The sequence below is a fragment of the Tautonia plasticadhaerens genome (assembly GCF_007752535.1).
Lineage (GTDB): Bacteria > Planctomycetota > Planctomycetia > Isosphaerales > Isosphaeraceae > Tautonia > Tautonia plasticadhaerens.
Window position 1 is genome coordinate 230,507 of record NZ_CP036426.1, and the last position, 22,968, is coordinate 253,474.

Genomic DNA, 22,968 nt, shown 5'->3' on the forward strand with positions numbered 1-22,968 from the left:
AAGACTTGCTGCCGCGAGAGGGCCGTGCGACTCCGGGGCATCGGGCGGCAAGGCTGCGGTTGAACCGGCGCGTCCCGGGACTTATAATGGATGGATTGAGGTTTCGCATGCTCGCGTCCAGCCCTGACACGACGACGATGTGGTGGCGGCCCGGCCGCCGGCCGCGACACGCGGATCGCCAGCGAGGTCGCGTTACCATGCCCCTGGGTCCCATCGACTGGCGGGGCTCCGACCCCGACGCCTTCGGCCGGGAGCTGGAGGCCTGCCGGAGCTACCTGACCCTGGTCGCCGAGCGGGCCATCCCGGCGTCGCTGCGCGTCAAGCTGGCCCCGAGCGACCTGGTCCAGGAGACATTCGTCGACGCCCGCCGTCGTGTCGACGACCTGCAGGCCCGCTCCACCGACGAGCTTCGCGGCTGGCTCTACCGCGTCATGCTGCTGAACCTCGCCGAGCAGCGGCGGAGGTTCTTCGGCACGGCCAAGGCCGATGTCCGCGCCGAGGTCCGCCTCGACGCCCCCCGGGCCGGGGGCGGGGCCCTCCGGGGGGGCGGGGCCCTCCGGGACGGATTGGTCGATGTCCACTCGACCCCATCGACCACCGCAATGGGCCGGGAGCGGCTCGCCTGGCTCGCCCGCGGGCTCAGCGAGCTGCCTGTGCGGGACCGGCAAGTGATCCTCTGGCGCTACCAGGAACGCCTCGGCTTCGCCGAGATCGGCCGCCGGCTGGGCTGCACCGAGGACGGGGCCCGCAAGAGTTATGGCCGGGCCTGTCAGCGTCTCCGCGATCGACTGGGGGACACGCAGCCGTGACGGGCGACCGGACTGACGGCCGACCCGCCGGGGACGACCGACCCGGCGACGACCCGCTGGCCGACTGGCTGGCCGATTACGACGAGGCCTTGCTCCTCGGCGACACCCTCCCCGACGACACCCCGGAACCGGGCGATCCCGAGCAGGAGCGGCTCCGCGACCTGCTCCACCTGCTGGACCAGGCCCTCCGGCCCTCGAGGGTGGCACCGGGTCCGGCGTCACCGTTGACCGGGGAGACTCCCGAGGATGTCGCGGGGGGCTACCCGCCGTTGGGCCGCTTCGTCATCGAGCGGGAACTGGGGCGCGGCGGCTTCGGCGTCGTCTACCGCGCGTACGACCCCGAGATGGACCGCGTCGTCGCCCTGAAGCTTCCCCGCGCCGATGCCCTGCTCACCCCCGGGGTCCGCCGCCGCTTCCTCCGCGAGGCCCGCACCGCCGCCCGGCTGGACCACCCCAATCTGGTGCCCGTGTTCGAGGCCGGCCAGGTCGGCCCCATCTGCTACATCGCCAGCGCCTACTGCGAGGGGCCCGACCTGGGGCGCTGGCTCCGCGAGCAGCCCGGGCCCCTCGACCCGCGGCAGGCGGCCCGCCTGGCGCGGGTGCTGGCCGAGGCCGTGGCGCACATCCACACCCGCGGCCTGCTGCACTGCGACCTCAAACCGGGCAACGTGCTGATCGATCCGCCTCGCTCCCCCGGCGGCGATCCGGTGCCCCGGCTCACCGACTTCGGCCTGGCCCGGCTGCTGGAGGCCGCACCGGGCGCCTCGATCACCGCCCGGCCGATGGGCACCCCGCCCTACATGGCCCCCGAATTGATCGAGGCCCGACCCGACGCCGCCGGGCCGCCGGCCGACGTCTACGCCCTGGGGGCCGTCCTCTTCGAGCTCCTCGCAGGCCGGCCCCCCCACACGGCCGGGACGCCCTGGACGCTGATGCGGGCCGTCCTCGAAGTGCCCCCGCGATCCCTGAGGAAGGATCGGCCGGAGATCCCGCGCGACCTGGAGGCGGTCTGCCTGCGCTGCTTGGAGAAGCGGCCCGAGGTGCGCTACGGCTCTGCCCGCGACCTGGCCGACGACCTCGGCCGCGTCCTGGCCGGCGAGCCGACCGAGGCCCGGCCCCTGGGGCGGGCGCACCGGGCGGCCCGCTGGTCCGCCCGCCACCCGGCCCGGGCGGCGCTGATCGGCCTGGGGCTGGTCACACTGGTCCTGAGCCTCGGCTCGGCGATCGCGCTGTCGCGGTCCAACGCACGGCTGGGACGCTCCCGGGCCGAGGCCCAGCGGGCGTTGGAGGGGGAACGCCATCTGCGGTACGTGGCGACGATCGCCCTCGCCCAGGAGGACGCCCGCCGGGGCCGGGTCGAGGTGGCCCAGCAGCGGCTGGGGCAGCTCGTCCCCACGCCCGGCGAGGCCGACTTGCGTGATTTCGCCTGGCACTTCCTCGATCGCCGGCTCCGCGCCGACCGGACCGTGCTCGGCGTCCTGCCGGGGCTGGTCGAGCACGCCGCCGTCGGGGCTCGGGGAGACGTGCTGGCGAACACGAGGGGCGTCGTCCGGCGCTGGCGATTGGAGCCCGTCGCCGGGGGCCGGCCCCGCGTGCGGGAGCTGCCGCCGCCGGACCTCGGGGGCCTCTACACCTGGGCCGTTGGGCCGATCTCCCCCGACGGCGCCCTCGCGGTGCTCAACGTCGACGACCGCCTGCTAGACGACCTGGATCGGTGGCGGGCGGTCGCTTCGCCGCCGCTGGACGTCGAGCCGAAGCCCGTGCCGGCACGCCGAGAGGCGCTGGCGCTGCTCGACCTGGCCGACGGCCGGGTCGAGCTGGTGGAGGTCGAGGACCTCGAGGTCGCGATCCCGGGCGCATTCTCGCCCGACGGATCGACGCTGGTCGTCAGCCGACGGGATGAGGATCGGGGCGTACCGCTCATCGAGTCCCGGCCCGTGACGCTCGCCTCGGGGCGCCGGCTCGCGCTCGTCCTGGTCCGAGAGGCGCGGGCGCTTATCATGCGCCCCGACGGCCGGTGCATCGCCACCATCCTGCCGGGCGAGCGCCCGACGGACGGGTCGCAGCCGCGCGAATTCGTGATCTTCGACGCCCTCCCGGCGGGGGGGCACCGTCGCCTGCCCCTGGCCGAGGGGGCATTCCTGGCCGCCTCGCCCGATCCGGGGGGGCCGATCGTCACGACGACGGACGGCGACCTGGAGTTCCGCGACGGGGATACCGGCGAGGTGGTCCGCACGGTGTCGTGGTCCGGCGATCGCGTCAACGGCCTCGCCGTCTCTGGCGACGGGACGCTGCTCTTCGCCTCCGACGATGCGAGGCGGGCCGCTCTGATTGACCCGGGCACCGGAACGCCCTCCCGGGCGTTGGACGGGCTCTCCGGCCCGGTCAGCGCCGCCAGCTTCCTCACGGGGGAGCCGGGCCTCGTCCTGGGCCTGGGCAACGGCCAGGTCCTGCTCTGGCACCCCCGGCCGCTTCCCGAGCTTCCCCAACCGAGGGGCCACGCCGACGAGGCCTGGGACGTCGCGTTCTCCAACGACGGCCGTCTGCTGGCCTCCTTCGGCGGCGACGGGCTGGTCAAGCTCTGGGAACGCCGGACGGGGACGCTCGTGAAGGCGCTGGAGGGGCACCGGGGCTGGTCGTCCTGCCTGGCGATGGCGCCTGGCACCCGGCGGCTGGCCTCTGCCGACTTCGACGGGCGGGTGCTCGCCTGGGACCTCGACACCGGCCGGGTCGAGCGGGAGTTTCGTGGACACGACGCCCGGGTCCGTGACCTGGCCTTCAGCCCGGATGGGGAGATCCTGGCCGGCGGGGGTGACCTCGGCGAGGTCGTCCTCTGGGACGCTGCGACCGGGTCGGAGCGGGGCCGGCTCGAAGGGGATGGGGCGAAGATCAGGGGCCTGGCCTTCCGGCCCGACGGCCGGGTGCTGGCCGTGGCCGACGACGTGGCGCGGGTGCGGCTGTGGGACGTGCGAGAAGGCCGGCGGCTCGGGTCGTTCGCGGCCGGGTCGACCACCTCGGCCACCTCGGCGGTGACCTGCGTCTCCTTCAGCCCGGACGGGCGGACCCTGGCCGCCGGCGACAACCTCGGCTCGGTGATCCTCTGGGACGCGGCGAGCGGCCGGGAGCTGGTGCGCCGGCCGCTGCTGCATGCCGAGGAGGTTTGCGACGTCGCCTATAGCCCGGACGGCCGGGTGCTGGCCTCTGCGGGGCAGGACGGGGTAGTGACGCTGCTGGACGTCGCCACCGGCGAGGCCCACCTCTCGCTAACCGGTCACGAGAGGGGCGTCAACGCGGTCGCCTTCAGTCCCGATGGCCGGACGCTGGCCTCGGCCAGCCACGACGGGTCGGTCCGCCTGTGGTGGGCCGGGCCCGGTGAGCCGTTCGACCGGGCGCGGGCGGATTGATGATCTTGGCGAAATGATTGACTGCGTTATTTGCCCCATCTCACGCACCCGGTCCGCACTGTGCTCCGGCCTCCGAGCGGCTCGATCTTCCAGGAACCTCGCGGTAGACCGGTCCAGGTGCCGGTGACTCTACTCATCAACGAACGCTGGATCGCGCAGTGGCTGCACCTTCCGAGATCGAAGGAGCAGGGACCACCCCTCGCGTTACTGTGCAAATGGCCAAGGGGAACGCGTCGCCTTGTCCCTCGTACGACTATAATCGAACAATCTTTCCATGCGGCATGCCCGCCTCTCGGACTGGTGCAACGTCGATCAGTGTAGGGCAATTCGGACGGCAGGTGTTCGGAGACGCTCGATGCCCTGGAAGCAGCGAGGAGGCCGGTCCTATTTCTACGAGAGCCGTCGGCAGGGACGGCGGGTCCGCTCGGTCTACGTCGGCTCGGGCCCGCTGGCCGAGCTGGTGACCGATCGGCTCGCCGAGCATCGGGAAGCCCGCCAGGCGGATCGAAGGCTTTCTCGAGCCCGGCGAGCGGCCGAGGCGACCGAGGAGCGGGCTTTCGCCACTCTGTTCAACCGTAGGCGTGTTACGAACCACACTCACCCACGGCTCGATAGACGATTATTCCTCCAGTGGCCGCAGGTAATAGGCGAACACGAACTCCGCCAACTCGCGGCCGCTCTCCAAGCCGGCGATGTTGTCGTACTGCCAGTGGATGCCGCCGTAGATCCGGCTCCGACCGGCCTCTTCCGCGGCGAATGACAGGCTCGGCCAGCTCCGCACCACAGGGGCGCCTTTTCGGTCCAACAACCGGTCCGGCCAGATGTGAGGGTCGGGAGCGGGGGACGAGATCGGGATATCGCCGAAGAGCCGCACCAGGATCACCGCCGAGGCGCCGCTGAACGTGCTGTGACCCGACGTATAGGACGGGAAGGGCGGCGTGGGGATGAGCGGGGCCCAGTCGGGGTCGGCGTCGGTCAGCGCGTTGCCGTCCTCCTCGGCCCGCGTGATCCCCGTATACGGCCGGAAGTGATCATAGTGGTACTTGCTGTCCCAGGCGACGATGGCCGCGTCGGCCTGCGTGAGGCTCAGGAGTGCGAACAGCCGGGCGTTCTGGGCCGGCGTCGTGCCGAACGTCGCGGCGAGTTGCTGGGCGATGAGCTGCCAGTGGCCGGGGGGCGTGGCCGATCCCGGGCCGTCTTCCCAGAAGTAGGCGACCTGCGTCTGGTCGTCGGTTCGCGTCAGGCTACCAAGGTCGCCCAGTTCCTTCACCTCGTGGAAGGCGATCGCGTACTCCAGGCTGGCCGGCCCCGGCGGCGGGCCCGGCAGGAACTGATCCGCGGCCCGCATCGCGAAGGGCGTGACGGAGGGCCATTGGGGCAAGAGGGCGTCGGCGAATCGCGGGGGCGTCGGCTCCCACCGGCCGAACTCGCCGGAGGGCTCGTACGCGACGATCCGGTCCGCACCGTCGTCGCGCCGGAGCGCGAGGATGCGGTCCCCCACGAATCGACCCCAGGCGACGCCCTTGTTCCGCGCGGCGTTGGGGGGTACGCCGGCCAGGGACTCGGTCAGGTAGGCATCGTAGATGTCCCGCAGGTCGGGAAACAGCGCCGAGAGCACCTGGTGTGCGGCCGCCGCCGCCGCCGCGCCCGGCGACGCGCCGGGGGGAGCGGGCCGCTCCACGAAGTACGGTTGATGCGTGCGTTCGATGCCGTTGACCGCATCGTAGATCGCCGCGTGGACCATCGCCAGGGCGCGCGTGGCCGGCGGCGGCGGGACGCGCCGCGCCCGGATCGTGTCCAGCGTGACGTTGTTCCAGTCGATCACGACGTCCGCACGGGCGGCTGCCGTCGCCGCCAGCACGAGGGACGTGGCCAGCACCGCAACCCCCGGCATCCTGATACGCGTCGCCATGGATTGCCCCTCTCTTCGGCCCGCGGTTCGAGGTCGGCGCCATCCCCGGCCCGCAGGCCGAATACCGGGGGGATCTCCGGCCGGTGAGGGCGCCTCCCGCGGCAATTCCTCACCGGCCGCGGACACGATGTTGTCGGGATCAGCGTTGCAGGATCATGATGTGCCCCGTGGCCGCCTTCCCGTGATCAAGTTCGACGAGATCGCCGCCGCCGGACGGGCGGACGACCGGGTCGCCGATGAATCGGCCGAGGTCGGGGCCGCCGGTGAACGGCGCCCCGACTCGGCAGCTCATGCTCACGAGAGGGGTTCGACCGGACAGTCCTCCACCCGGTCGAAGGGTATGTCGTCCACGTCAACCCTGAAGTCGATCGAGATGTGGCCCTTGCGGATTTCCTCCTGGTCGAACCCGTCGTCGAGACCCAGGAAATCCGGCCCGCCTAGCAGCGTGACCTCGTCCGCGTAGAAGAAGCGGGCGGGGAGGTCGTCGGAGTGCCCGGCCTGGCCGGAGCCGGGACCCTCTCGGAGCTCGAGGCAGAAGTCGAAGATGTACGGGTCCCCGTCCTCGTCTCTGACGACGCCCGGCCCTCCGGCCGCCCCGGACAGATCGACGAACGCCGCTTCGCCCAACAGGAACACGGTGTCCTGGTCGGCCGGACCGTCCGCCCGATCGATCCCCAGGACCTCCGTGAATACCCCCTGGACGATGACCACGCAGCCCTTGACCTGGCACATGAAGTGCCCGTCGACGCTGCCGTCCGCGTCGATCCGCGCGCTGACGGCGAAGTTGGATTCCCCGAAGGGGGCCTCGGTGTTGAAACCATCGCAGGGGTTGGGGTCGAGGAACTCGCCCACGCCGCCCCCGCTGATCCTGATTGCCACCGGCGGCCCCTGGGCCTGGACCGCGGCCGGGACCAACGCCAGGGCGACGGCCGCCGTCACGACGGCCGCCGACCGACTCAACCGGTATCTTGGACCTTGCATGACTCCAGCTCCTGATGGTGGCCTGGTCTGCGTGGTCACGAGAGGACGATCCCCCGGCGCGCAGACCGAGCGCCGGGGCGATGCCGGGCCGGAGAGATCCTGGCGCATCCGCCAGGACTCGTCGGAGGCCCTTCCACGTCCGGCACGAGCCGGACGCCTCTCCTATCGAGTTCTTGACGGGCCAGCGAGCCCGCCCTCAAGCTGCTGCCACCGACCATCGGTCCCCCGATTCGATGCGAAACTGGCGCGGCCCTCTTGTGGGCTTCGTGTCGTGCTCGTACCGGAATCGGCTCAGAGCGGATCGGGCAAGGACCTCCGGGTGAGTGCCTCGGAGGTATGGCATGCGCGGGCCGCTCGGGGAGACGTTCGGCGGCGACCGTCCGCCTGACGCTCGATCCACGTCAGCAGCAGCGGCGGCTGCAGCCGTAGGGATAGCAGGGACATTCGCCCCGGGGACATCCACCGCTTTGATCGATGCATCTTCCGTTCGAGCAATACTGCCTGGGAGGACAGTCGGAATCGAAAGTGCATGGCTTGCCTGCGGCGGCGCGACGGGGACTGGCGAGCAGCCCGCCGGCGGCCATGGCCAGCACGGCGGCCCCTCTCCCGAATCGCCCCAGCACCTCGCGGCGCGACACGCTCGTCGCCATCTGCTCGGCGGTCCGACCGATCTTCTCAAGCACGAGACACCTCCTCCGTTGAATGGGACTTCGTACGCTCGACCTCCCCGGCTCCTTCCGGCTCCGGATGCCCCTCCCTGTGCTGCGCGTGGCGGCCGGCGCCCTGGAGCACGAAGCCCAGGTACTGACGGCTGCCGACGATCCCCTTCGATGTAATGGTCCCGCCCTCGTCGATGACGAACGCGAACGGGGTCGCGAACACCTGATACCGCTTCGAGACAGCCCATTTCTCCTGCGTCAGCACCGGGAAGCCGGCGCGATGCCGGGCTGCCCACGCGCGGGTCTCCTCCGGTGCGCCGTTGTTGATCACGACGACCTGGTGCTCGCCCCGCCCATGGACGCGATTCAACTCGGGCACGATCGCGCCACAAGGGCCGCATCCCGACTGGGTGAAGACCAGCAGCACCCTGCGGCCGGCGAGGTCGCGGAGCGATCGCGATGCGCCGTCGTGGCCAACCAGGGTGAAGTCGGGGGCCTTGGCGCCCAGCTTCAAGCCGTCGCGGCCGATGCGGCTCGGGGTGACCGTCTCCAGTTGGTCCAGGCGCCAGCGGAGCAGCCCCAGGGAACGCAGGACGCCGAGCAACAGGAACGCGATCAGGAGGACTGCCGCCCACAGGGCGATGACCGAGCTGAGTGAGAGCACGTTCATGGGCGACAACTCCGCGGTTCGCGATTCGTGAAGGACACACTGCCGCATGGCCGGCCGGACCCTCCTGGGCGCGCACCCCAAGCGTCGAGCCGATGCCGGGTGGAGCGTGGTCGGCGCGATCCTCAGGACGACACCCGTCCCCTTCTCTTCATCTCACTTCTACCGGCGTACCAGCTCGCCAGGCCGAGGTGATCAGGGTGCGGCGATCACCTCCCCCCTGGCGCGCGTGCTGAGTGCCCGGAGTTGCTCGATTGCGATGGAATCCTTGATGAAGCGCACCGAGCCGTCGGCGAAGGCGAAGTGGGCGCCGCCTCCGTGGCCGCTGCCGAAGGCGCTGAGGCGGAAGTCCTCCCAGTCCCAGTTGTCTTCGCCGGATTCGGGGGGCACGCGATAGTTGATCGGTACGATGGAACCGAGCAGCACATCCCCCTGCGAACCGAGCGGATGCCCCGCCGAGCCCCAGGCACCCCAACTGGCGAGCGGATAGAAGGAGGGATCGAGTTCGGCGGTCAGGCGGTCGTATTCCGGGTCGAGGTGGTGGCGCTCGCCCAGGAGGATCGTCTGGCTCGTGCCGTCGGTGATGTCGGCCAGTCGGATGTGACGTCCCTTGAAGAAGATGCCGTCCCTTGACTGAGGATTGCCCGGCCGGCCGTACGACCTCGTCCCCGCGTTCCCGCCATAGCTGCTCAGGGCGTAATGGGCATTCATCCAGTCGTACGGCGCCTCGGCCTGCAGCCGGTGCACCGGGTCCGGCAGGGGGTCCGATGGGCAGAGCAGCACCGAGAGGACCTGCGAGACGTGTGCGGTGCGCTCCCCGGCAAGGTTGTTGCGGTAATCCTCGTAATCCCAGTCCCGATGCAGGGGCCACTGCTCCAGGTAGGGGAGGAGCTCGACCCAGAGATTCGTGCCCCCGTCGAAGCGACCCTGATTCGCGAAGATCGGGACCAACCCCGTAGGGAAGTATCCCTTCGCGTCGTGGTGGAGCTGGGCCGCGAGGGCCAGTTGCTTCAGGTTGTTGGCGCACTGGGCGCGGCGGGCGGCCTCGCGGGCCGCCTGGACGGCCGGCAGCAGGAGCCCGATGAGGATCGCGATGATCGTGATCACCACCAGGACTTCGATCAGGGTGAAGGCGCCGCGCCGATGCTCATGGGACGACAAGGGGATGGCCCTCCCGTGGGTTCGTGGATTGGTGCGACTCCTGTGGGCCATGCGCCTACGGACGCCCCGAACCGAGCGCCTCGTGCGACGAAGGAGTCTCCCAGATCTTGACCGTTCCGTCCCGACTGGCCGAGGCGATGAGTTTCCCGCCCGGGCTGAACGCAACGCCCAGGACCTGGTCCAGATGGCCCCGCAGCGTGAAGATCTCTCCCGTGTCCCTCCGTAACACCTCGACGGTGGCGTCGCTCGTCCCCCAGGCCAGCAACCGGCCATCGGGGCTGAAGGCGACACACTGGGCCGCCGCCGGGTCGCGGATCACCTCGTCCCGCTCCCAGGTGGCCGTGTCCCAGATCCGCACGGTCCGGTCCCATCCCGACGAGGCCAGATGCTGGCCGTCCGGGCTGAACGCCAGCCCGTAGATGAAGCCCTGGTGTTCGAGCGGCGGGTGGGCGATCCGCTCGCCGGTCGTGGTGTCCCAGATCTGCACCTCGCCATCGCCGGCCGCGACGGCGAGGAGCCGCTCGCCCGGGTCAGGGCTGAACGCCAACGCGGTGATGAGCGGGCCGCCCGGGAAGCGACGCACGACGCCGGTGGTGACGTCCGAGATCAGAAGGAGCCCGGCATTGTCCCCCGAGGCCAGGTATCGGCCATCCGGACTGAAGGCGACGCGCGAGACGGGTTCGGTGTGTACTCCCTCCCCCGGTCGCGCCACCTCCGTGCCGGTCGTCGCGTCCAGGACGGTCGCGAAGAGATCCGAGCCTCCGGCGGCGGCCAGGTGCTCGCCGTCCGGGCTGAACGCCAGGGTGAGCACCTCCTGGATGCCCGGGTGTATGGTGCTCAGATAGCGTCCCGACTGCGTATCCCAGAGCTTGAGGCTGCCGTCCGTGCTGGCCGAGGCAAGGCGAGGTACGAGGGGATGGAACGCCAGGGCGGTGACGCCGTCGGTGTGCCCACGCAATGTGAAGAGCGCTTCGCCGGTGGGCTCCCCCTCACGCAGCGGGCTCGCATCCCAGATGCGGATCGTGCGATCGCCGCTCGCCGAGGCCAGGCGATGGCCGTCAGGGCTGAATGCCAGGTCCATGACCCAGTCGGTGTGCCCCCGCAGGGTCAGGATCTCCTGCCCACTCGCCGTGTCCCAGATCTTCACCGCCTGGTCGGTGCCGCCGGTGGCCAGGCGCCGGCCGTCGGGGCTGAACGCCACGCTCCAGGCCGTGTGCCCCGTGGAGATCGGTCGCACACGGCCGGTCGCGACGTCCCAGATCCTCACCTGGCCGCTGCCCCGCTCGTTCTCCCTGCCACCGCCCGCCGCGACCAGGAGGCCGTCCGGGCTGAACGCGACGCACCGGAAGGTCGTGTCCCCGCGATCGGTCCGGATCAAGGCGCCTGTGCGGGCGTCCCACAGCTTCACGGTCCGGTCCCCGCTCGCCGTGGCGAGGAGCGTTCCATCCGGGCTGAGGGTGAGATTCGCGACATTGTAACGCTGCTCGGGCAGCGCGAACAGTCGCTCGCCCGTCAGCACGTCCCAGATGCTGACGTCTTCAAGCCCGTCGGGCCGCCGGATGCACACGCAGGCGAGCAACTTCCCGTCCGGGCTGAAGGCGAGGCCCTGCACCGAGCCGGCGGGCATCGGCGTCGGCGTGTCCCACGCATCGATCTCCCGCCACGTCTTCGCATCCCAGACCTTCACTCCGCCGTCCTCGGCGGAGGCTAGCCGCGCGCCGTTCGGGCTGAACGCCACGTAGTAACAGACCGCGTCGTGGGCGCGGATGGGGTCGCGAAGCTCCTGCCCGGTGCTCGGATCCCAGACATAGAGGAAGCCCTCGAGATCGGAGGAGACGAGCTGAGTGCCGTCGGGGCTGATGGCGCACGCGAACAAGGCGTTGCCGTGGCGTAACGGGGGCATGGCCTTGCTGAGCAGCCGCCGCTTGAGGAGGCGCCATTCCAGGCCGCGCAATGTCGGCGGGCATCGCTCCAGCACCTCGTCGGCACGGGCGAGGTGGTTCGCCGACCATTCGCGATCCGCCAGGGCGATGCTTTGGAAGTACAAGGATCGGATGAGCTCATCCTTGGCCCGCCAGATGAAGACGGTGCTGGCCGCCAGGCCGATCACCGCCAGCAGGAGCCCCGCCAGGGCCACGCCCGCCATCGTCAGGGCGCGCTTGTGCCGGCGCGCGAACTTCCGGAAGCGATACGCCGGGGTCGGGGGGCAGGCCAGCACGGGCTCGTCGTCCAGGTAGCGTCGGAGGTCCGTCGCGAGGCTATTGGCCGTCTCGTAGCGCCGGTTGCGGTCCTTCTCCAGGCACTTCATCACGATCCAATCCAACTCGCCCCGGACCAAGGTGCCGAGTCGCTTCGGCTCCAGCCCCCGACGCTCGGCGATCGCCGGCAGCGCCGCCGTCGTCCTCAGCCGGGTGCTCGGCTTCGGCGGCTCCTCCTCGCGGACCAAGCGGAGCAACTCCAGCAGGGCCGTCTCCTCCAGCCGCCGGCGCTCCAGCGGGGTGGTGCCGGTCAGCAACTCGTAGAGCAGCACGCCGAGGCTGTAGATGTCGCTGCGGGTGTCGACGTCGAGCTGGTTCAGCTCGGCCTGCTCCGGGCTCATGTATTGCGGCGTGCCGATGATCGAGCCGAACTCGGTGAACAGCGTCCGCTCGGTCAGCTTCGGGCCGGTCGCCTTGGCCACGCCGAAGTCGATGACTCGGGGCACCGGCCGGCCGTCGTACAGCGCGACCAGGACGTTGGAGGGCTTCAGGTCGCGGTGGATGACGCCCTTCTGGTGCGCGTGCTGCACCGCCCGGCAGACGGGCACGAACAGCTCCAGCCGCTCGCGAGGCGTCAGCCGGCGCTCGTCGCAGAAGGTCGTGATCGGGATGCCCTTGACCAGCTCCATCACGAAGTAGGGCCGGCCGGAGTCCGTCGACCCGGCATCCAGGACCTTGGCGATGTTGGGGTGGTCCATCAGGGCCAGTGCCTGCCGCTCGGCCTCGAAGCGGGCGAGCACCTGGCGCCTGTCCATCCCGTCCTTGATGACCTTCAGGGCGACCAGTCGCCTCACCGGCCGGGTCTGCTCGGCCATGTAGACGGTGCCCATACCGCCCTCTCCGATCGGCTGCAGCAGCTTGTACGGGCCGATCCGGCTCCCCGGACCTTCGGTGAGCGAGCGGGCGCCGGGAGCGACGTCTTCCGTCGCGCCGGAGTCGCCCCCGCCGGCGTGCCGATCCGGCGGCGATTCCACCGCCGCGCCCAGGTTTACCGCCGGTTTCCCCAGGAAGCTATCGGGGTACTCGTAGGCCCGGAGGAGGGCCTCCAAGTGCTCACGCACGACCGGATTGCTGACACATGCCTCCTCCAGGAAGGCGGCACGCTCCCCGGCGGGCTTCTCCAGGGCGAGGTGGAAGAGCCGTTCTTCGTCCATCGTCGTCCTCCGGGCCGCACTGCCGCGGCCTCTACCCGCACTAGCGCAGAACGGCCCGAGAAAGCACCACAGAAAGACCGGAAATGTGCCGGACGCCCGATGTCAGCCGCCACGGACCTCGGCCTGGAGCCAGGCCCGCGCGTACGCCCAGTGCCGGTCGGCCGTGGTCGGGGAGATGCCCAGGGCCGCCGCGGCCTGCTCGCCCGTCAGCCCGGCGAAGTGCCGCAGCTCGACCAGCCTGGCCTTGAGGGGGTCCATCGCAGCCAGCTTCTCCAAGGCTACGTCCAGAGCCAGCAGCTCCTCGTCGGGCTCGGGCGCCGCCACGGCCTCGAGCGGCTGCCGCAGCAGGCCGCCGCCGCGCTTCCGGGCCCGCTTGCGTCGGGCGTTGTCGACGAGGATGCGGCGCATCGCCGTGGCCGCAGCGGCGAAGAAGTGGCCGCGGTCCTTGTACACCTGGGGCCCCTCCTGACCGATCAGTCGGAGGTACGCTTCGTGGACCAGGGCCGTGGCCTGGAGCGTCTGGCCGGGCGGCTCCTGGGCCAGCCGTTGGGCGGCCAGCCTGCGAAGCTCGTCGTAGACCAGCGGGAGCAGCTGAGCGGCCGCCTGTGCTCCGTCTCGCTCGATGGCCGAGAGGAGGCGCGTGACTTCGTTCATGGAGGTCGGCCCCCTTGAATCTCCGCCCGAGGTCCGGAGGCGGGATCCCGGGCGGCGCCTTGACTGCACGGACGCCCGCGAGGTCACCGGATCGGGTAGAGCCGCTGGGACCACGTTATCACTCGATGCGATGGCGAGATAGACCTATGCACCGCATGCATGGCGTCGGGAAGGACGGCCCTCGCCTCGGGAGTAGGAGAGACGGCTCACGATGCTCGCTTACGGAGCGCGGAGGGATGCGAGCCGATCCAGTCATCGGGCAGCGACTCACCCAGCCGGTTCACCGGCTGGGTCGGGAGTCGGCCGAGGATGTCCCGGAGGTAGGCGAAGGGATCGATGCCGTGGTACTTGCAGGCGCCGGTCAACGAGTACAGGACGGCCGCCGTCCGCCCCCCGCGGTCACTCCCAAAAAACCTCCAATTCCTCCGGCCGATGGCCTGGGCCCTCAGCATCCGCTCGGCGAGGTTGTTGTCGATGCTCAGCTCCCCGTGCTCGGGATAGCGACACAGCGCCGCCCAGTTCGACCGGGCGTAGGCGATCGCCTGGCCGATCGGGCTCTTGGGCAGCGCGAGGCGGCCGTGCTCGGTCAACCACTCCCCGAAGGCCGTCAGCAGCGGGACCGAATCCCTCTGCCGCGCGACCCGTCGGTCCTCGGCCGACAGCTCCTCAGCGGCGTGCTCGACAGCGTAGAGCTGCCGGATGCGGGCCAACGCCGCATGCGCCAGCACGGGCGACGAGGACCTCGCCTCGAAGAACTTCCGCCGCGCGTGAGCCCAGCACGCGACCTCGATCACGTCCGGGCCGGCGCACATCCGATCGTAGCCGGAGAACGCGTCGGCTTGGAGGTAGCCCCGGAACCCATCCAGGAACCGCTCCGGCCCGTCCCGCGTCCGACGCGGAGTGTAGTCGTAGACGACGTAGGGACTCCGGACGTCCCCGATGTACACCCAGAACCGCCCGGTCCGCGTCTTGGGCAAGGTCGGGTCCCAGACCGGTACGGTGGTATCGTCGGTCCAGATCACCTTCGAGGCCCGGACCCGCGCGACCATCAGGTCGTAGAGCGGCGCCAGCAGATCGGCCGACCGGGCCATCCAGCCGCAGAGCGTTGCCCGCGACAGAACGACGCCGTGCCGGGCGAGGATGTCCTCCTGGCGGTACAGCGGCAGATGGTCGCCGTACTTGCTGGTGATCACGTGCGCCAGCAGCCCCGGGCCGGGTAGGCCCTTGTCGATCGGCTGCGGCGGCTTGGCCGCGATCGCCACGTGCTCCTGGCACGCCCGGCAGGCATAGCGGAACCGCGCGTGGACGGTCACCTGGAGCGACGACGGCACGTACTCCAGCTGCTCACTGACCTCCTCGCCGATCTTCACCCGAAGGTACCCGCAGTCCGGGCAGGGCAACTCCTCGGCGGACAGCTCATATTCGATCCGTTGCCGGGGCAGATGCTCGGGCAGCCGCTGCCGTCCCCGGCGTCGCCAACGTCGCTTGGGCCTCGCGTCCTCTGCCTCCGAGGGCTCCTCCGGGGCGCCTTCAACGAGGTTTTCGGTCGCGTCGTAGGCGAACAGCCGGAGTTGATCGGGATCGACGCTCTCCCGCCGGGGTCCGTACTGGCGTCGGAGCAGTTGCTCGATCTGATGCTCCAGCTGCTCGATCCGTCGTCGGGACTCCTCGATCGTGTCCGCCTGCTGGCGGATGATCTCGTGGCAGAGGGCCAGATCGTCGGGCAGTATCGTCGTCTCCATGCCCAATTCTGGTCAACGGCTCGGCCGGGCGCAAGGACCCGGGCCCCTCGGGCGAAGCAATCCTGTCGGCGGGTCCTCGTGCTCAGGTGGTCGCCTCGACCGGGGGTCGGCTGTAGCGCGGCCGGCGTCGGACCGAGGTCAGGTCGATGCCCTCCAGGATCATGGCCAGGTCGGCGGATCGCACCTCGGCAGTCACGCCGTCGCCGGCCGGGAAGCGGAAGCATCCTCGTTCTAGTGTCCCGAGTCGGAAGTCCGTTTACAAACCCGCTTGATGCGGTTGAGGATCAGGTCGGCGTCTGCGGCCCACACGAACGGCTTGGGGTCCGCGTTGTGGTGCTCCAGGTACCCTCGGATCGCCGCCTCCAACGCCGCCACGCTGCGGAACACGCCGCGTCGGATCCGCGTCTCGGTGATCTCCGCGAAGAACCGCTCGACCAGGTTCAGCCACGAGCTGCTGGTCGGCGTGAAGTGCAGGTGGTACTCCGGGGGCCGCAGGAACCATCGCTCCACCGCCGGCGTCTCGTGGGTCGCGTAGTGGTCCAGCACCAGGTGGACCTCCACGCCCGGCTCGCGCGGGACGCGGGCGTGGACCTCGTCCAGGAACCGCAGGAACCCCTTCGCGCGGTGCCTCCGGTGGCACCGACCGATCACCCCGCCGGTAGCCACGTCCAGGGCCGCCAACAGCGATGTGGTCCCGTTGCGGACGTAGTCGTGGGTAGGCCGCTCGGCCTGCCCCGGCGTCATCGGCAGCAGCGGCTGGGTCCGGTCCAGGGCCTGGACCTGGCTCTTCTCGCCGACGCACAGGGCGATCGCCCGCTCCGGCGGGCTCATGTACAGCCCGACGACGTCGCGGACCTTCTCGACGAAGAACGGGTCGGTCGAGAGCTTGGAGGTCTCGCGGAGGTGCGGCTTCGGCCCGAACGAGCGCCAGATCCGCCCGACGGCCGTCTGGGACATGCCGGCGGCCTCGGCCATGCCGCGGGTACTCCAGTGCGTGGCCGACTCGGGCTTGGTCTCCAGCGTCCCGGTGACGCCCCGCTCGACGTCGGCGTCGGCGATCGTGCGCGGCGCGCCGGGGCGGGGCTCGTCGGCCAGCCCCTCCAGGCGTCGCTCGACGAACCGCCGCCGCCAGGTGCCAACGGTGGCCGAGCGGACGCGGGGCCTGGCGGCGACCGCCTCGTTCTCCAGCCCCTCGGCGCAGGCCGGGACGATGCGGGCGCGGGTGGCGAGCCGCAGGGTGCTCTCGGGGCGGCTCGCCCAGGTCGTCAACGTCTGCCGCTCGTCGTCGCTCAGGACCAGCTCGGCCAGCGGTCGCGCCATGTTGGGGTCTCCTTTGGGGAGACTCTACCGGGCGAACGGCGAGGGCGCAAGGTTATTCAACGGATTTCCGACTCAGGACACTAGCCAGCCGTCGTCCTCCTCCTGCTCCGACGGCCATAGCCAGGGAGGAGGGGCCAGATGAACCGAGATGTTGACGCCTACCGTAGGGTCGACGCAGACTGCTCGATGCCAGGCGAAGCAATGGGATCGACGCCGATTGGTCGCGTGACCTGGCGGCTCGCCGACATCGCCGAGGCGCTCGGTGTGAGCCGGCGTGCCCTGGAACGCGAGCGATCGGCCGGCCGGCTGCCGAAGCCCGACCTGACCATCGGCAGGATGCCCCTCTGGCGGCCCGAGACGATCCGAGGATGGATCGAGCGAGGAGGGCGCCCGTGATCCGGCCCTTCGACGCCTGGACGCTCCGCACGCTGCTGGCCGGCGGGTCGATCGATGGGGGACAGGAGGCGATCTCTTCCCCGTTCCGTCTGCTCGCCGCCCACCTGGACAGCTTGCCCTCTGAGGGGAGGCAAGCCGCCTGGAATGGTTTCCTGTGCAGCCGTGCCGACGCTGAGGAATTGACGATCGCCCTGTCGGATGTCGATCCCTCCAGCCCGTCGCCCGAGCCCGACCCGGCCGGGCGATGTGCCAACCTGGCCGACCTGCGCCGCCTCGTCGCGAGCGTGGGTTGGCACTGGGGCCAATGGCTCGCAGCCGGGGTGCTTAACGGCCTGGCCGCCGATCCCGGTACGGGGAAGACGGTCATGGCGACCGATTTGGCCCGCCGCCTCTGGTTCCGCCAGCCGTGGCCCGACGGACAGGAGAACTCCTTCCCCGAGGGGACGCGGACCCTCTGGGTGCCCGGCGATCGTCACTACGCGCAATTGATGGAACTGGCATCCTCGTACGGACTGCCCGACGAAGCCCTGTTGTTCAACGCCTCGCCGGACGACCCGACGGACGGCCTTGACCTGGACGACCCGGCCGAGTTGGGGAAGCTTGCCGATCGGATCGAGACCGAGTCGCCCGGACTCGTGATCGTCGACACGGTCGGGATGAGCACCGGGCGGAATCTCTGCAGGCCCGAGGATGCCAACGCTTACTTCGGGCCCCTCATGGACATCGCCCGAGAGACCGGCGCGGCGTTCCTGCTACTGACCCACCTGAGCAAGAACGGCGATGCCCTGGGCCGACGCTTCACCGGAGCTTGCCGGGTGGTCTGGAAGATGACCGCCCCGGATCCCGAGAACCAGCCTGATCGCCGGCGGGTGTGGGTCGACAAGACGTTCTCGATCAATCCTCCTGTCCTGGGGATGTCATTCGGAGACGCCGATTGTTCGTTCGACTTCTCTCCGCCATCCGAGCCCGAGCCGGTGCCCCGCAAACGAGGCCCGGCTCCCGAGAAGCTTGAGGCGTGCAAGCAGTGGCTGGTCGAGCGATTGGCCTGCCCGTCCCCCGTCAACGAAGTCCGTCGGGATTCCGAGAAGGAGAAGTACTCGTCCGGGACCTTGTACGACGCCCGTGACGCCCTGGGTGTTGAGGAGTACATGGTCGATCGTCGGAAGTGGTGGAAGCTCCCAGGGGAGATGGAGTCCGACTCAAGCGAAGTCGAGACGGCGTTCTGACCCCCTGTCGGAGTTGTCAGAGATGAACGATCGCCGAACTCTGACAACCCCGACAAGAACTGGGTGTTTGTCGGAGTTGTCGGTCCCCTATACCAACTCGGAAACCCCGACAACCGACACGGCATCCGAGGCGGATCGTGGCGGGTTCTGGCGGATCCGCTGCGAGTCTCCCTCTGATCGGGCGGTTCGACCACCAGAGAACCCTAGGAGCGAGCATCATGGGCTTGAAGGTCTCGGAGATCTGGCGGATGCAGGCCACGGGAGGCCCCCGAACCGATTGGAAGGCCGAGCGGGACAAGGTCGATCTGGCCGGGGTGGTGACCGCCCTCCTCGGCCCAGCTCCCGGCCGGCGTGGCGAGCATGGCCGTCGCATCTGGTGTCGCTGCCCGTTCCATGACGATGCCAACCCCTCGTTCTGTGTCGACCCCGGCAAGCCCTGGTGGCGCTGCTACGGATGCGACGAGCACGGCGATGCCGTCTCGCTGGTCATGAAACTGCGGGATGTCACCTTCCGCGAGGCGGTGGCCTATCTCACCGGCGGTGGCTCCCTGCCTGCAGGAAGCACGCCTCGGCCAGCCCGGCCGAGCAAACGGACGAGGTCAGTCGAAGAGGGACGCACTCCGCTTCAAAATGCCTCCCGGCCTGAGCCTTCTGGGATGGCGCCGGAAGCCACCTCTGCCCTCATCGAAGCCGCCTCGGCTCGCCTGTGGACCTCCGACGGAGCCTCGGCCCTGTCCTACTTGACCGGCCCTGCCCGCGGACTGAAGCCCGAGACTATCCGGGCCGCCAAACTTGGGGTTACGCCGCCCCTGGACCTACCCGGTAAGCCGAGCGGAATTGTCGTCCCGTGGTTCTGCGGTGCGGCGCCGGTCCTCGTGAAGTTCCGCCAGCCGAAGCCAAATCGGCCGAAGTATCGCGAGGTGTTCCGCGACCGGGCAGGCCTGAGTGGCATCTATCCCGGTCCTGAGGCGATCCGGCCAGGCCGACCGATCATCGTGGTCGAAGGCGAATTCGATGCCTTACTGCTCGGCCAGGAGCTCGGGGAACTGGCCGCCGTGGTGACGCTGGGGTGCGCCTCGATCCGGCCGACCCCGGAAGTACTCGGGGCCATGCTCGTGGCGGCCTCCTGGTTCATCGCCACCGACTCCGACGTGGCGGGCGATAAGGCCGCCTCCTCCTGGCCCGCCTCGGCCCGAAGAATCCGCCCACCCGAGCCGTACAACGACTGGACCGAGGTCAAGGCTGACGGCGTCGACCTCGGCCGATGGTGGCGCGAGGTCCTCACAGGCATCGACCGGCCTGCCCTCTTCACCTGGCCCGAGCTGGAGCGCCAGCGATGGGCCGAGCCGACCGATGCGGACGAGCCCCCGAACGTCCTCGCCGATGAGCCTTCTCCGGATTGAGCAGAGCTGTTCATGCTTGCCCACGCGCAAAGCATTCGCTACGATGGATCGGCATGGAGAACAGTCGTCGATTCAGCGATCAGATCCGCGACGCGGTGAATGCCTCGGGCATGAGCCGCTATGCCCTCTGCAAGGCGATCGGGCTGAACCAGGGAGCGATGAGCAGGTTCATGAGCGGCAAGGGCGGAATGAGCTTGGAGAACCTCGATCGGCTGGCCGAGCTGCTGGGGCTGTCGATCGTCACGAAGCCAAACGATGAAGGGAGCGAGTGACCGATGGGATCGCTGAGGAAACGCGGGAAGGTCTGGTACTTCCGCTATACCGACGCCGATGGCGTGAAACGCGAGATGAAGGGATGTCCCGATCGCCGGGAGACCGAGGCGATGGCCCGCGCCGCCGAGTCGGAAGCCGCCAGGACCCGGGCCGGCCTTTCCGACCCCAAGGCCGACGCCTATCGTCGCCACGAGGCCCGGTCGCTGGCCGATCACCTCTCCGAGTGGCGCCAAGACATGATGACCCGCGGCAAGACGGCCCGGCACGCCGATCAGTACCACGATCGGGCGGGGAAGCTGGTCGCGATCATCCGCGGAGCCCGACCCGGTGAACTCGAGCCCGGGAGGAAGGCCGAGGCGCTGGAACGTGCAGGCGTCCTGCTGGCGGGAATCCTCCGCTCTGCTCGACCCTCCGATCTGGCTCCCGAGCGGATCCAGACGGCCCTTGCGATGCTCAGGGAGGTCGGAAAGGCGAATCAGACGGTCAACCACTATCGAGCCGCCATCCGTGCCTTCTGCCGGTGGGCCTTCGACAAGGGGAGACTCCGCGAGAACCCCATGCGGGGGGTGTCAGGGTTCAACGCCGACGAGGACATCCGGCACGTCCGGCGAAGCCTCTCCGATGACGAACTCGCCCGGCTGATCCGGGCCGCTGACCAGGGGCCCGAATTCTTCGGGATGCCTGGCCCGTTGCGAGCGATGGCCTATCGTGTCGCCGCCTCGACCGGCTTCCGGGCCGACGAGATGCGCAAGCTGACGCCCGAGGCGTTCCGCCTGGACGGCCCCGAGCCGACGATCTTCCTCCGCGCCGGCTCGACGAAGAACCGCCGTCCGGCCGACCAGCCGATCCCGCTGGCCCTGGCCCCCGACCTGGCCCGATGGCTCCGGGGCCAGCCCCTCGGGGTGACCGTGTTCCCGCTGCACCACGAGACGGCCAAGGCGATCCGCCGCGACCTGGAGGCCGCCGGGATTCCCTATGAAACCGACGAGGGGGTGGCCGACTTCCACTCGCTCCGGTCCTACTACGTCTCTGCCCTCGTCCGATCCGGGGCGAGCATCAAGGAGGTCCAGACGCTGGCCCGCCATGCCAAGCCGCAGACGACCCTGAACCACTATGCCAAGGTCAGCGTGCGGGATCTCCGGGGCGCGGTGGAGAGTCTGCCCTCGCCTCCGTCGGCCGATCCGGAGCCCGAGGCCCTCGCTGCTACGGGGACGGAGGACCTTCGCATCAACCTTCCCCTTGCCCACTATTTGCCCACCGAAGGGGACGGATCGGGTCGGGAGTCGTCGGCTCCTGGCGGATTGGGAGTCTTCGCCGGACGTGTGGCCGAAAACGAGAACACTCCCGAAACCCTTGGAATTGAGGGGGTTGGGCGTGTGTTGTCGGCTTCTGTCGTGTCGAGCGGAGAGGGGGGGATTCGAACCCCCGAGCCGGGTTTGACCCCGACTAACGGTTTAGCAAACCGCCGCTTTCAGCCACTCAGCCACCTCTCCAGATGGCGGGGAGGACCGGGAAAAGGGGCCGTCCCCAACGAGAGACATTATCCGACGCCAGGTCCGGGAGTCAACGAGCGATCGGGCGCTTTTCGGCCGGGGGAGCCGCTCAGGGGAGCAGGCCCGCCAGCGCCCGGCCGGCGGCGGCGCCGAGGGCGGCGCAGGCGAAGCCGAGCGAGGCGCTGAGGGTCATGTAGCCGAGGCTCCGGAGCCAGGCGGCCTGGTGCCAGAGTCGGAGCGACTCCAGGGCGAAGGTCGAGAAGGTCGTGTAGCCGCCTAGCAGCCCGACCAGCACCAGCAGCGTCAGGGCCTCGGAGCCGGGGGTCGGCGAGGGCCTCCAGCGGTCGAAGGCCGAGGCGAGCAGGCCCAGCAGGAAGCAGCCGGAGACGTTGATCAGCAGGGTCGGCCAGGGGAACTTCAGGCCGGACCAGCCGGCGATCCAGAGGCCGAGCCAGTACCGGGCATTGGCGCCCAGGGCACCCCCGAGTCCCAGGGCCAGCACCTTGGTTGGCCAGTTCACGGGCCGCTCCTCACCGCTTGGTCCCGCCGGGACTCGACTGGGATTGACCGTCGGGGAGGGCCGGATACAGTGCCCCCGGCCTCCCGGGCGGGGACCTCCCCCAGGCCCGAGCGGTCCATTGTTCCGATCCCGGGCACCGGGGGAAAGGGCGGGGCGACCGTGGACTCGGACCCGAATCGATCGGCATCGGCGACCTCCCGGCGTTCCCGACGGCCCCGCCGCCTCGCCCGGCTGGCGGTCGCCTCGGCGGTGGTCGCCTTGGCGGCCCTGGCGGTCTTCCACCGGCCGATCTTCCTGGGGAACGTCGGCGAGGTGGCCCCGGGGCGGGTCTATCGCTGCTCCCAGCCCAAGGGGAACCTCGACGCGCTGCTCGCTTCCCTCCGGCCCGGGTCGATCCTCAACCTCCGGGGCGGATCGTACGCCGACGACTGGTACCTCGCCGAGGTCCGGGCCAGCGACCGGCTCGGGATCGACTTCTACGACTTCCCGATGGAGGCCACCCGACGCCCCTCCCGGTCCGAGCTGCTGACCCTGATCGACGTGATCGACCGCTGCCGGTACCCCCTGCTCATCCACTGCAAGTCTGGGGCGGACCGCACCGGGCTGGCCAGCGCACTGGCCCTGATGCTCCTGGAAGGCCGGCCCCCGGACCGGGCCCGGGAGCAGTTCTCGATCTCCTACGGCCACGTCCCGATCGGCGGCCCGGAGCGCCTGCACGAGCCCCTGATCGAGTACGAGCAGTGGCTCTCGGCCGAGGGCCGGTCGCATTCCCCGGCGTTGTTCCGGGGATGGGTCGAGCGGCACTACCGGGACGAGGGGCCGCCGGAGACGGGGACCTCCCCCTCCTCCCCGCTGGAGCCGGGGTCGAGGATGGGCCCGCCGTCCGAATGGCTGGCGAAGTGGGGTCGGGCCTCTCGCGGTTGATCCGGATTTGAC

17 protein-coding genes, 1 tRNA gene and 1 pseudogene are annotated in these 22,968 nt (G+C 70.1%); 8 read left to right on the forward strand and 11 right to left on the reverse strand.

Features of this window, described 5'->3' with window-relative positions; all coding sequences use genetic code 11:
• Positions 1-197: 197 nt before the first annotated feature.
• Entirely contained in the window at positions 198-809 is a 612-nt protein-coding gene (locus ElP_RS37490) for a sigma-70 family RNA polymerase sigma factor (protein ID WP_197446620.1), read from the forward strand.
• Positions 806-4,213, forward strand: coding sequence for a WD40 repeat domain-containing serine/threonine protein kinase (locus ElP_RS00905; RefSeq protein WP_197446621.1), 3,408 nt, complete (start codon positions 806-808; stop codon positions 4,211-4,213). The genes ElP_RS37490 and ElP_RS00905 overlap by 4 nt, the downstream gene beginning before the upstream one ends.
• Positions 4,214-4,832: 619 nt before the next feature.
• On the opposite strand, the gene ElP_RS00910 is transcribed toward ElP_RS00905, so the two are convergent.
• The 9 genes from ElP_RS00910 to ElP_RS00945 form a co-directional block, all read right to left on the reverse strand.
• Entirely contained in the window at positions 4,833-6,125 is a 1,293-nt protein-coding gene (locus ElP_RS00910) for a vanadium-dependent haloperoxidase (protein WP_145266397.1), read from the reverse strand.
• Between the two features lie 139 nt (positions 6,126-6,264).
• On the reverse strand, positions 6,265-6,417 hold the full coding sequence (locus ElP_RS37495) for a hypothetical protein (protein WP_197446622.1): 153 nt from the start codon (positions 6,415-6,417) through the stop codon (positions 6,265-6,267).
• 2 nt (positions 6,418-6,419) lie between these two features.
• Positions 6,420-6,977, reverse strand: coding sequence for a hypothetical protein (locus tag ElP_RS00915; protein ID WP_145266399.1), 558 nt, complete (start codon positions 6,975-6,977; stop codon positions 6,420-6,422).
• An 804-nt stretch (positions 6,978-7,781) separates the two neighbouring features.
• Complete coding sequence (locus tag ElP_RS00920; protein WP_197446623.1) at positions 7,782-8,435, reverse strand: peroxiredoxin family protein; 654 nt, start codon at positions 8,433-8,435, stop codon at positions 7,782-7,784.
• A gap of 192 nt (positions 8,436-8,627) precedes the next feature.
• The gene (locus ElP_RS00925) at positions 8,628-9,593 is read right to left on the reverse strand and encodes a DUF1559 domain-containing protein (protein ID WP_231749376.1); all 966 of its coding nucleotides are present in this window, start codon (positions 9,591-9,593) and stop codon (positions 8,628-8,630) included.
• A 55-nt stretch (positions 9,594-9,648) separates the two neighbouring features.
• Positions 9,649-13,005 carry a WD40 domain-containing protein gene (locus ElP_RS00930; protein WP_145266405.1) on the reverse strand — a complete coding sequence of 1,119 codons (3,357 nt, stop codon included), beginning with the start codon at positions 13,003-13,005 and terminating at the stop codon, positions 9,649-9,651.
• A 102-nt stretch (positions 13,006-13,107) separates the two neighbouring features.
• Positions 13,108-13,659: an ECF-type sigma factor gene (locus tag ElP_RS00935; RefSeq protein WP_145266407.1), complete on the reverse strand. Its 552-nt coding sequence runs from the start codon at positions 13,657-13,659 to the stop codon at positions 13,108-13,110.
• A gap of 206 nt (positions 13,660-13,865) precedes the next feature.
• The gene (tnpC, locus tag ElP_RS00940; protein WP_197446624.1) at positions 13,866-15,401 is read right to left on the reverse strand and encodes an IS66 family transposase; all 1,536 of its coding nucleotides are present in this window, start codon (positions 15,399-15,401) and stop codon (positions 13,866-13,868) included.
• A 231-nt stretch (positions 15,402-15,632) separates the two neighbouring features.
• On the reverse strand, positions 15,633-16,721 hold the full coding sequence (locus ElP_RS00945) for an IS630 family transposase (protein ID WP_145266409.1): 1,089 nt from the start codon (positions 16,719-16,721) through the stop codon (positions 15,633-15,635).
• A 225-nt stretch (positions 16,722-16,946) separates the two neighbouring features.
• Here ElP_RS00945 and ElP_RS00950 point away from each other — a divergent pair, with 225 nt between their 5' ends.
• The 5 genes and pseudogenes from ElP_RS00950 to ElP_RS41020 form a co-directional block, all read left to right on the forward strand.
• Positions 16,947-17,117: a helix-turn-helix transcriptional regulator gene (locus ElP_RS00950; RefSeq protein WP_145266411.1), complete on the forward strand. Its 171-nt coding sequence runs from the start codon at positions 16,947-16,949 to the stop codon at positions 17,115-17,117.
• Entirely contained in the window at positions 17,114-18,343 is a 1,230-nt protein-coding gene (locus ElP_RS00955) for an AAA family ATPase (protein WP_197446625.1), read from the forward strand. Before ElP_RS00950 ends, ElP_RS00955 begins: the two co-directional genes overlap by 4 nt.
• A 218-nt stretch (positions 18,344-18,561) precedes the next feature.
• Complete coding sequence (locus tag ElP_RS00960) at positions 18,562-19,746, forward strand: CHC2 zinc finger domain-containing protein (RefSeq protein ID WP_145266414.1); 1,185 nt, start codon at positions 18,562-18,564, stop codon at positions 19,744-19,746.
• 53 nt (positions 19,747-19,799) lie between these two features.
• Positions 19,800-20,018: a helix-turn-helix domain-containing protein gene (locus tag ElP_RS00965; protein WP_145266416.1), complete on the forward strand. Its 219-nt coding sequence runs from the start codon at positions 19,800-19,802 to the stop codon at positions 20,016-20,018.
• A 558-nt stretch (positions 20,019-20,576) separates the two neighbouring features.
• Positions 20,577-21,134: pseudogene (locus tag ElP_RS41020) on the forward strand (tyrosine-type recombinase/integrase); the annotation flags it as partial.
• Positions 21,135-21,421: 287 nt separating this feature from the next.
• Here the strand turns inward: ElP_RS41020 and ElP_RS00975 are convergent.
• Together ElP_RS00975 and crcB are read right to left on the reverse strand one after the other, a co-directional pair.
• A tRNA-Ser gene (locus ElP_RS00975) sits at positions 21,422-21,512 on the reverse strand.
• A gap of 109 nt (positions 21,513-21,621) precedes the next feature.
• The gene (gene crcB / locus ElP_RS00980; protein ID WP_145266418.1) at positions 21,622-22,032 is read right to left on the reverse strand and encodes a fluoride efflux transporter CrcB; all 411 of its coding nucleotides are present in this window, start codon (positions 22,030-22,032) and stop codon (positions 21,622-21,624) included.
• Positions 22,033-22,191: 159 nt separating this feature from the next.
• Between crcB and ElP_RS00985 the strand changes: the two genes are divergently transcribed.
• Complete coding sequence (locus tag ElP_RS00985; RefSeq protein WP_145266420.1) at positions 22,192-22,956, forward strand: tyrosine-protein phosphatase; 765 nt, start codon at positions 22,192-22,194, stop codon at positions 22,954-22,956.
• The last annotated feature ends 12 nt before the right edge of the window (positions 22,957-22,968 follow it).

Bases quoted from the DNA above. Each gene is read 5' to 3' on its own strand.
- ElP_RS00960 (WP_145266414.1), top strand. From the start codon at position 18,562: ATGGGCTTGAAGGTCTCGGAGATCTGGCGGATGCAGGCCACGGGAGGC.
- ElP_RS00920 (WP_197446623.1), bottom strand. From the start codon at position 8,435: ATGAACGTGCTCTCACTCAGCTCGGTCATCGCCCTGTGGGCGGCAGTC.
- ElP_RS37490 (WP_197446620.1), top strand. From the start codon at position 198: ATGCCCCTGGGTCCCATCGACTGGCGGGGCTCCGACCCCGACGCCTTC.
- ElP_RS00930 (WP_145266405.1), bottom strand. From the start codon at position 13,005: ATGGACGAAGAACGGCTCTTCCACCTCGCCCTGGAGAAGCCCGCCGGG.
- ElP_RS00945 (WP_145266409.1), bottom strand. From the start codon at position 16,721: ATGGCGCGACCGCTGGCCGAGCTGGTCCTGAGCGACGACGAGCGGCAG.
- ElP_RS00965 (WP_145266416.1), top strand. From the start codon at position 19,800: ATGGAGAACAGTCGTCGATTCAGCGATCAGATCCGCGACGCGGTGAAT.
- ElP_RS00910 (WP_145266397.1), bottom strand. From the start codon at position 6,125: ATGGCGACGCGTATCAGGATGCCGGGGGTTGCGGTGCTGGCCACGTCC.
- ElP_RS00935 (WP_145266407.1), bottom strand. From the start codon at position 13,659: ATGAACGAAGTCACGCGCCTCCTCTCGGCCATCGAGCGAGACGGAGCA.
- ElP_RS37495 (WP_197446622.1), bottom strand. From the start codon at position 6,417: ATGAGCTGCCGAGTCGGGGCGCCGTTCACCGGCGGCCCCGACCTCGGC.
- tnpC (WP_197446624.1), bottom strand. From the start codon at position 15,401: ATGGAGACGACGATACTGCCCGACGATCTGGCCCTCTGCCACGAGATC.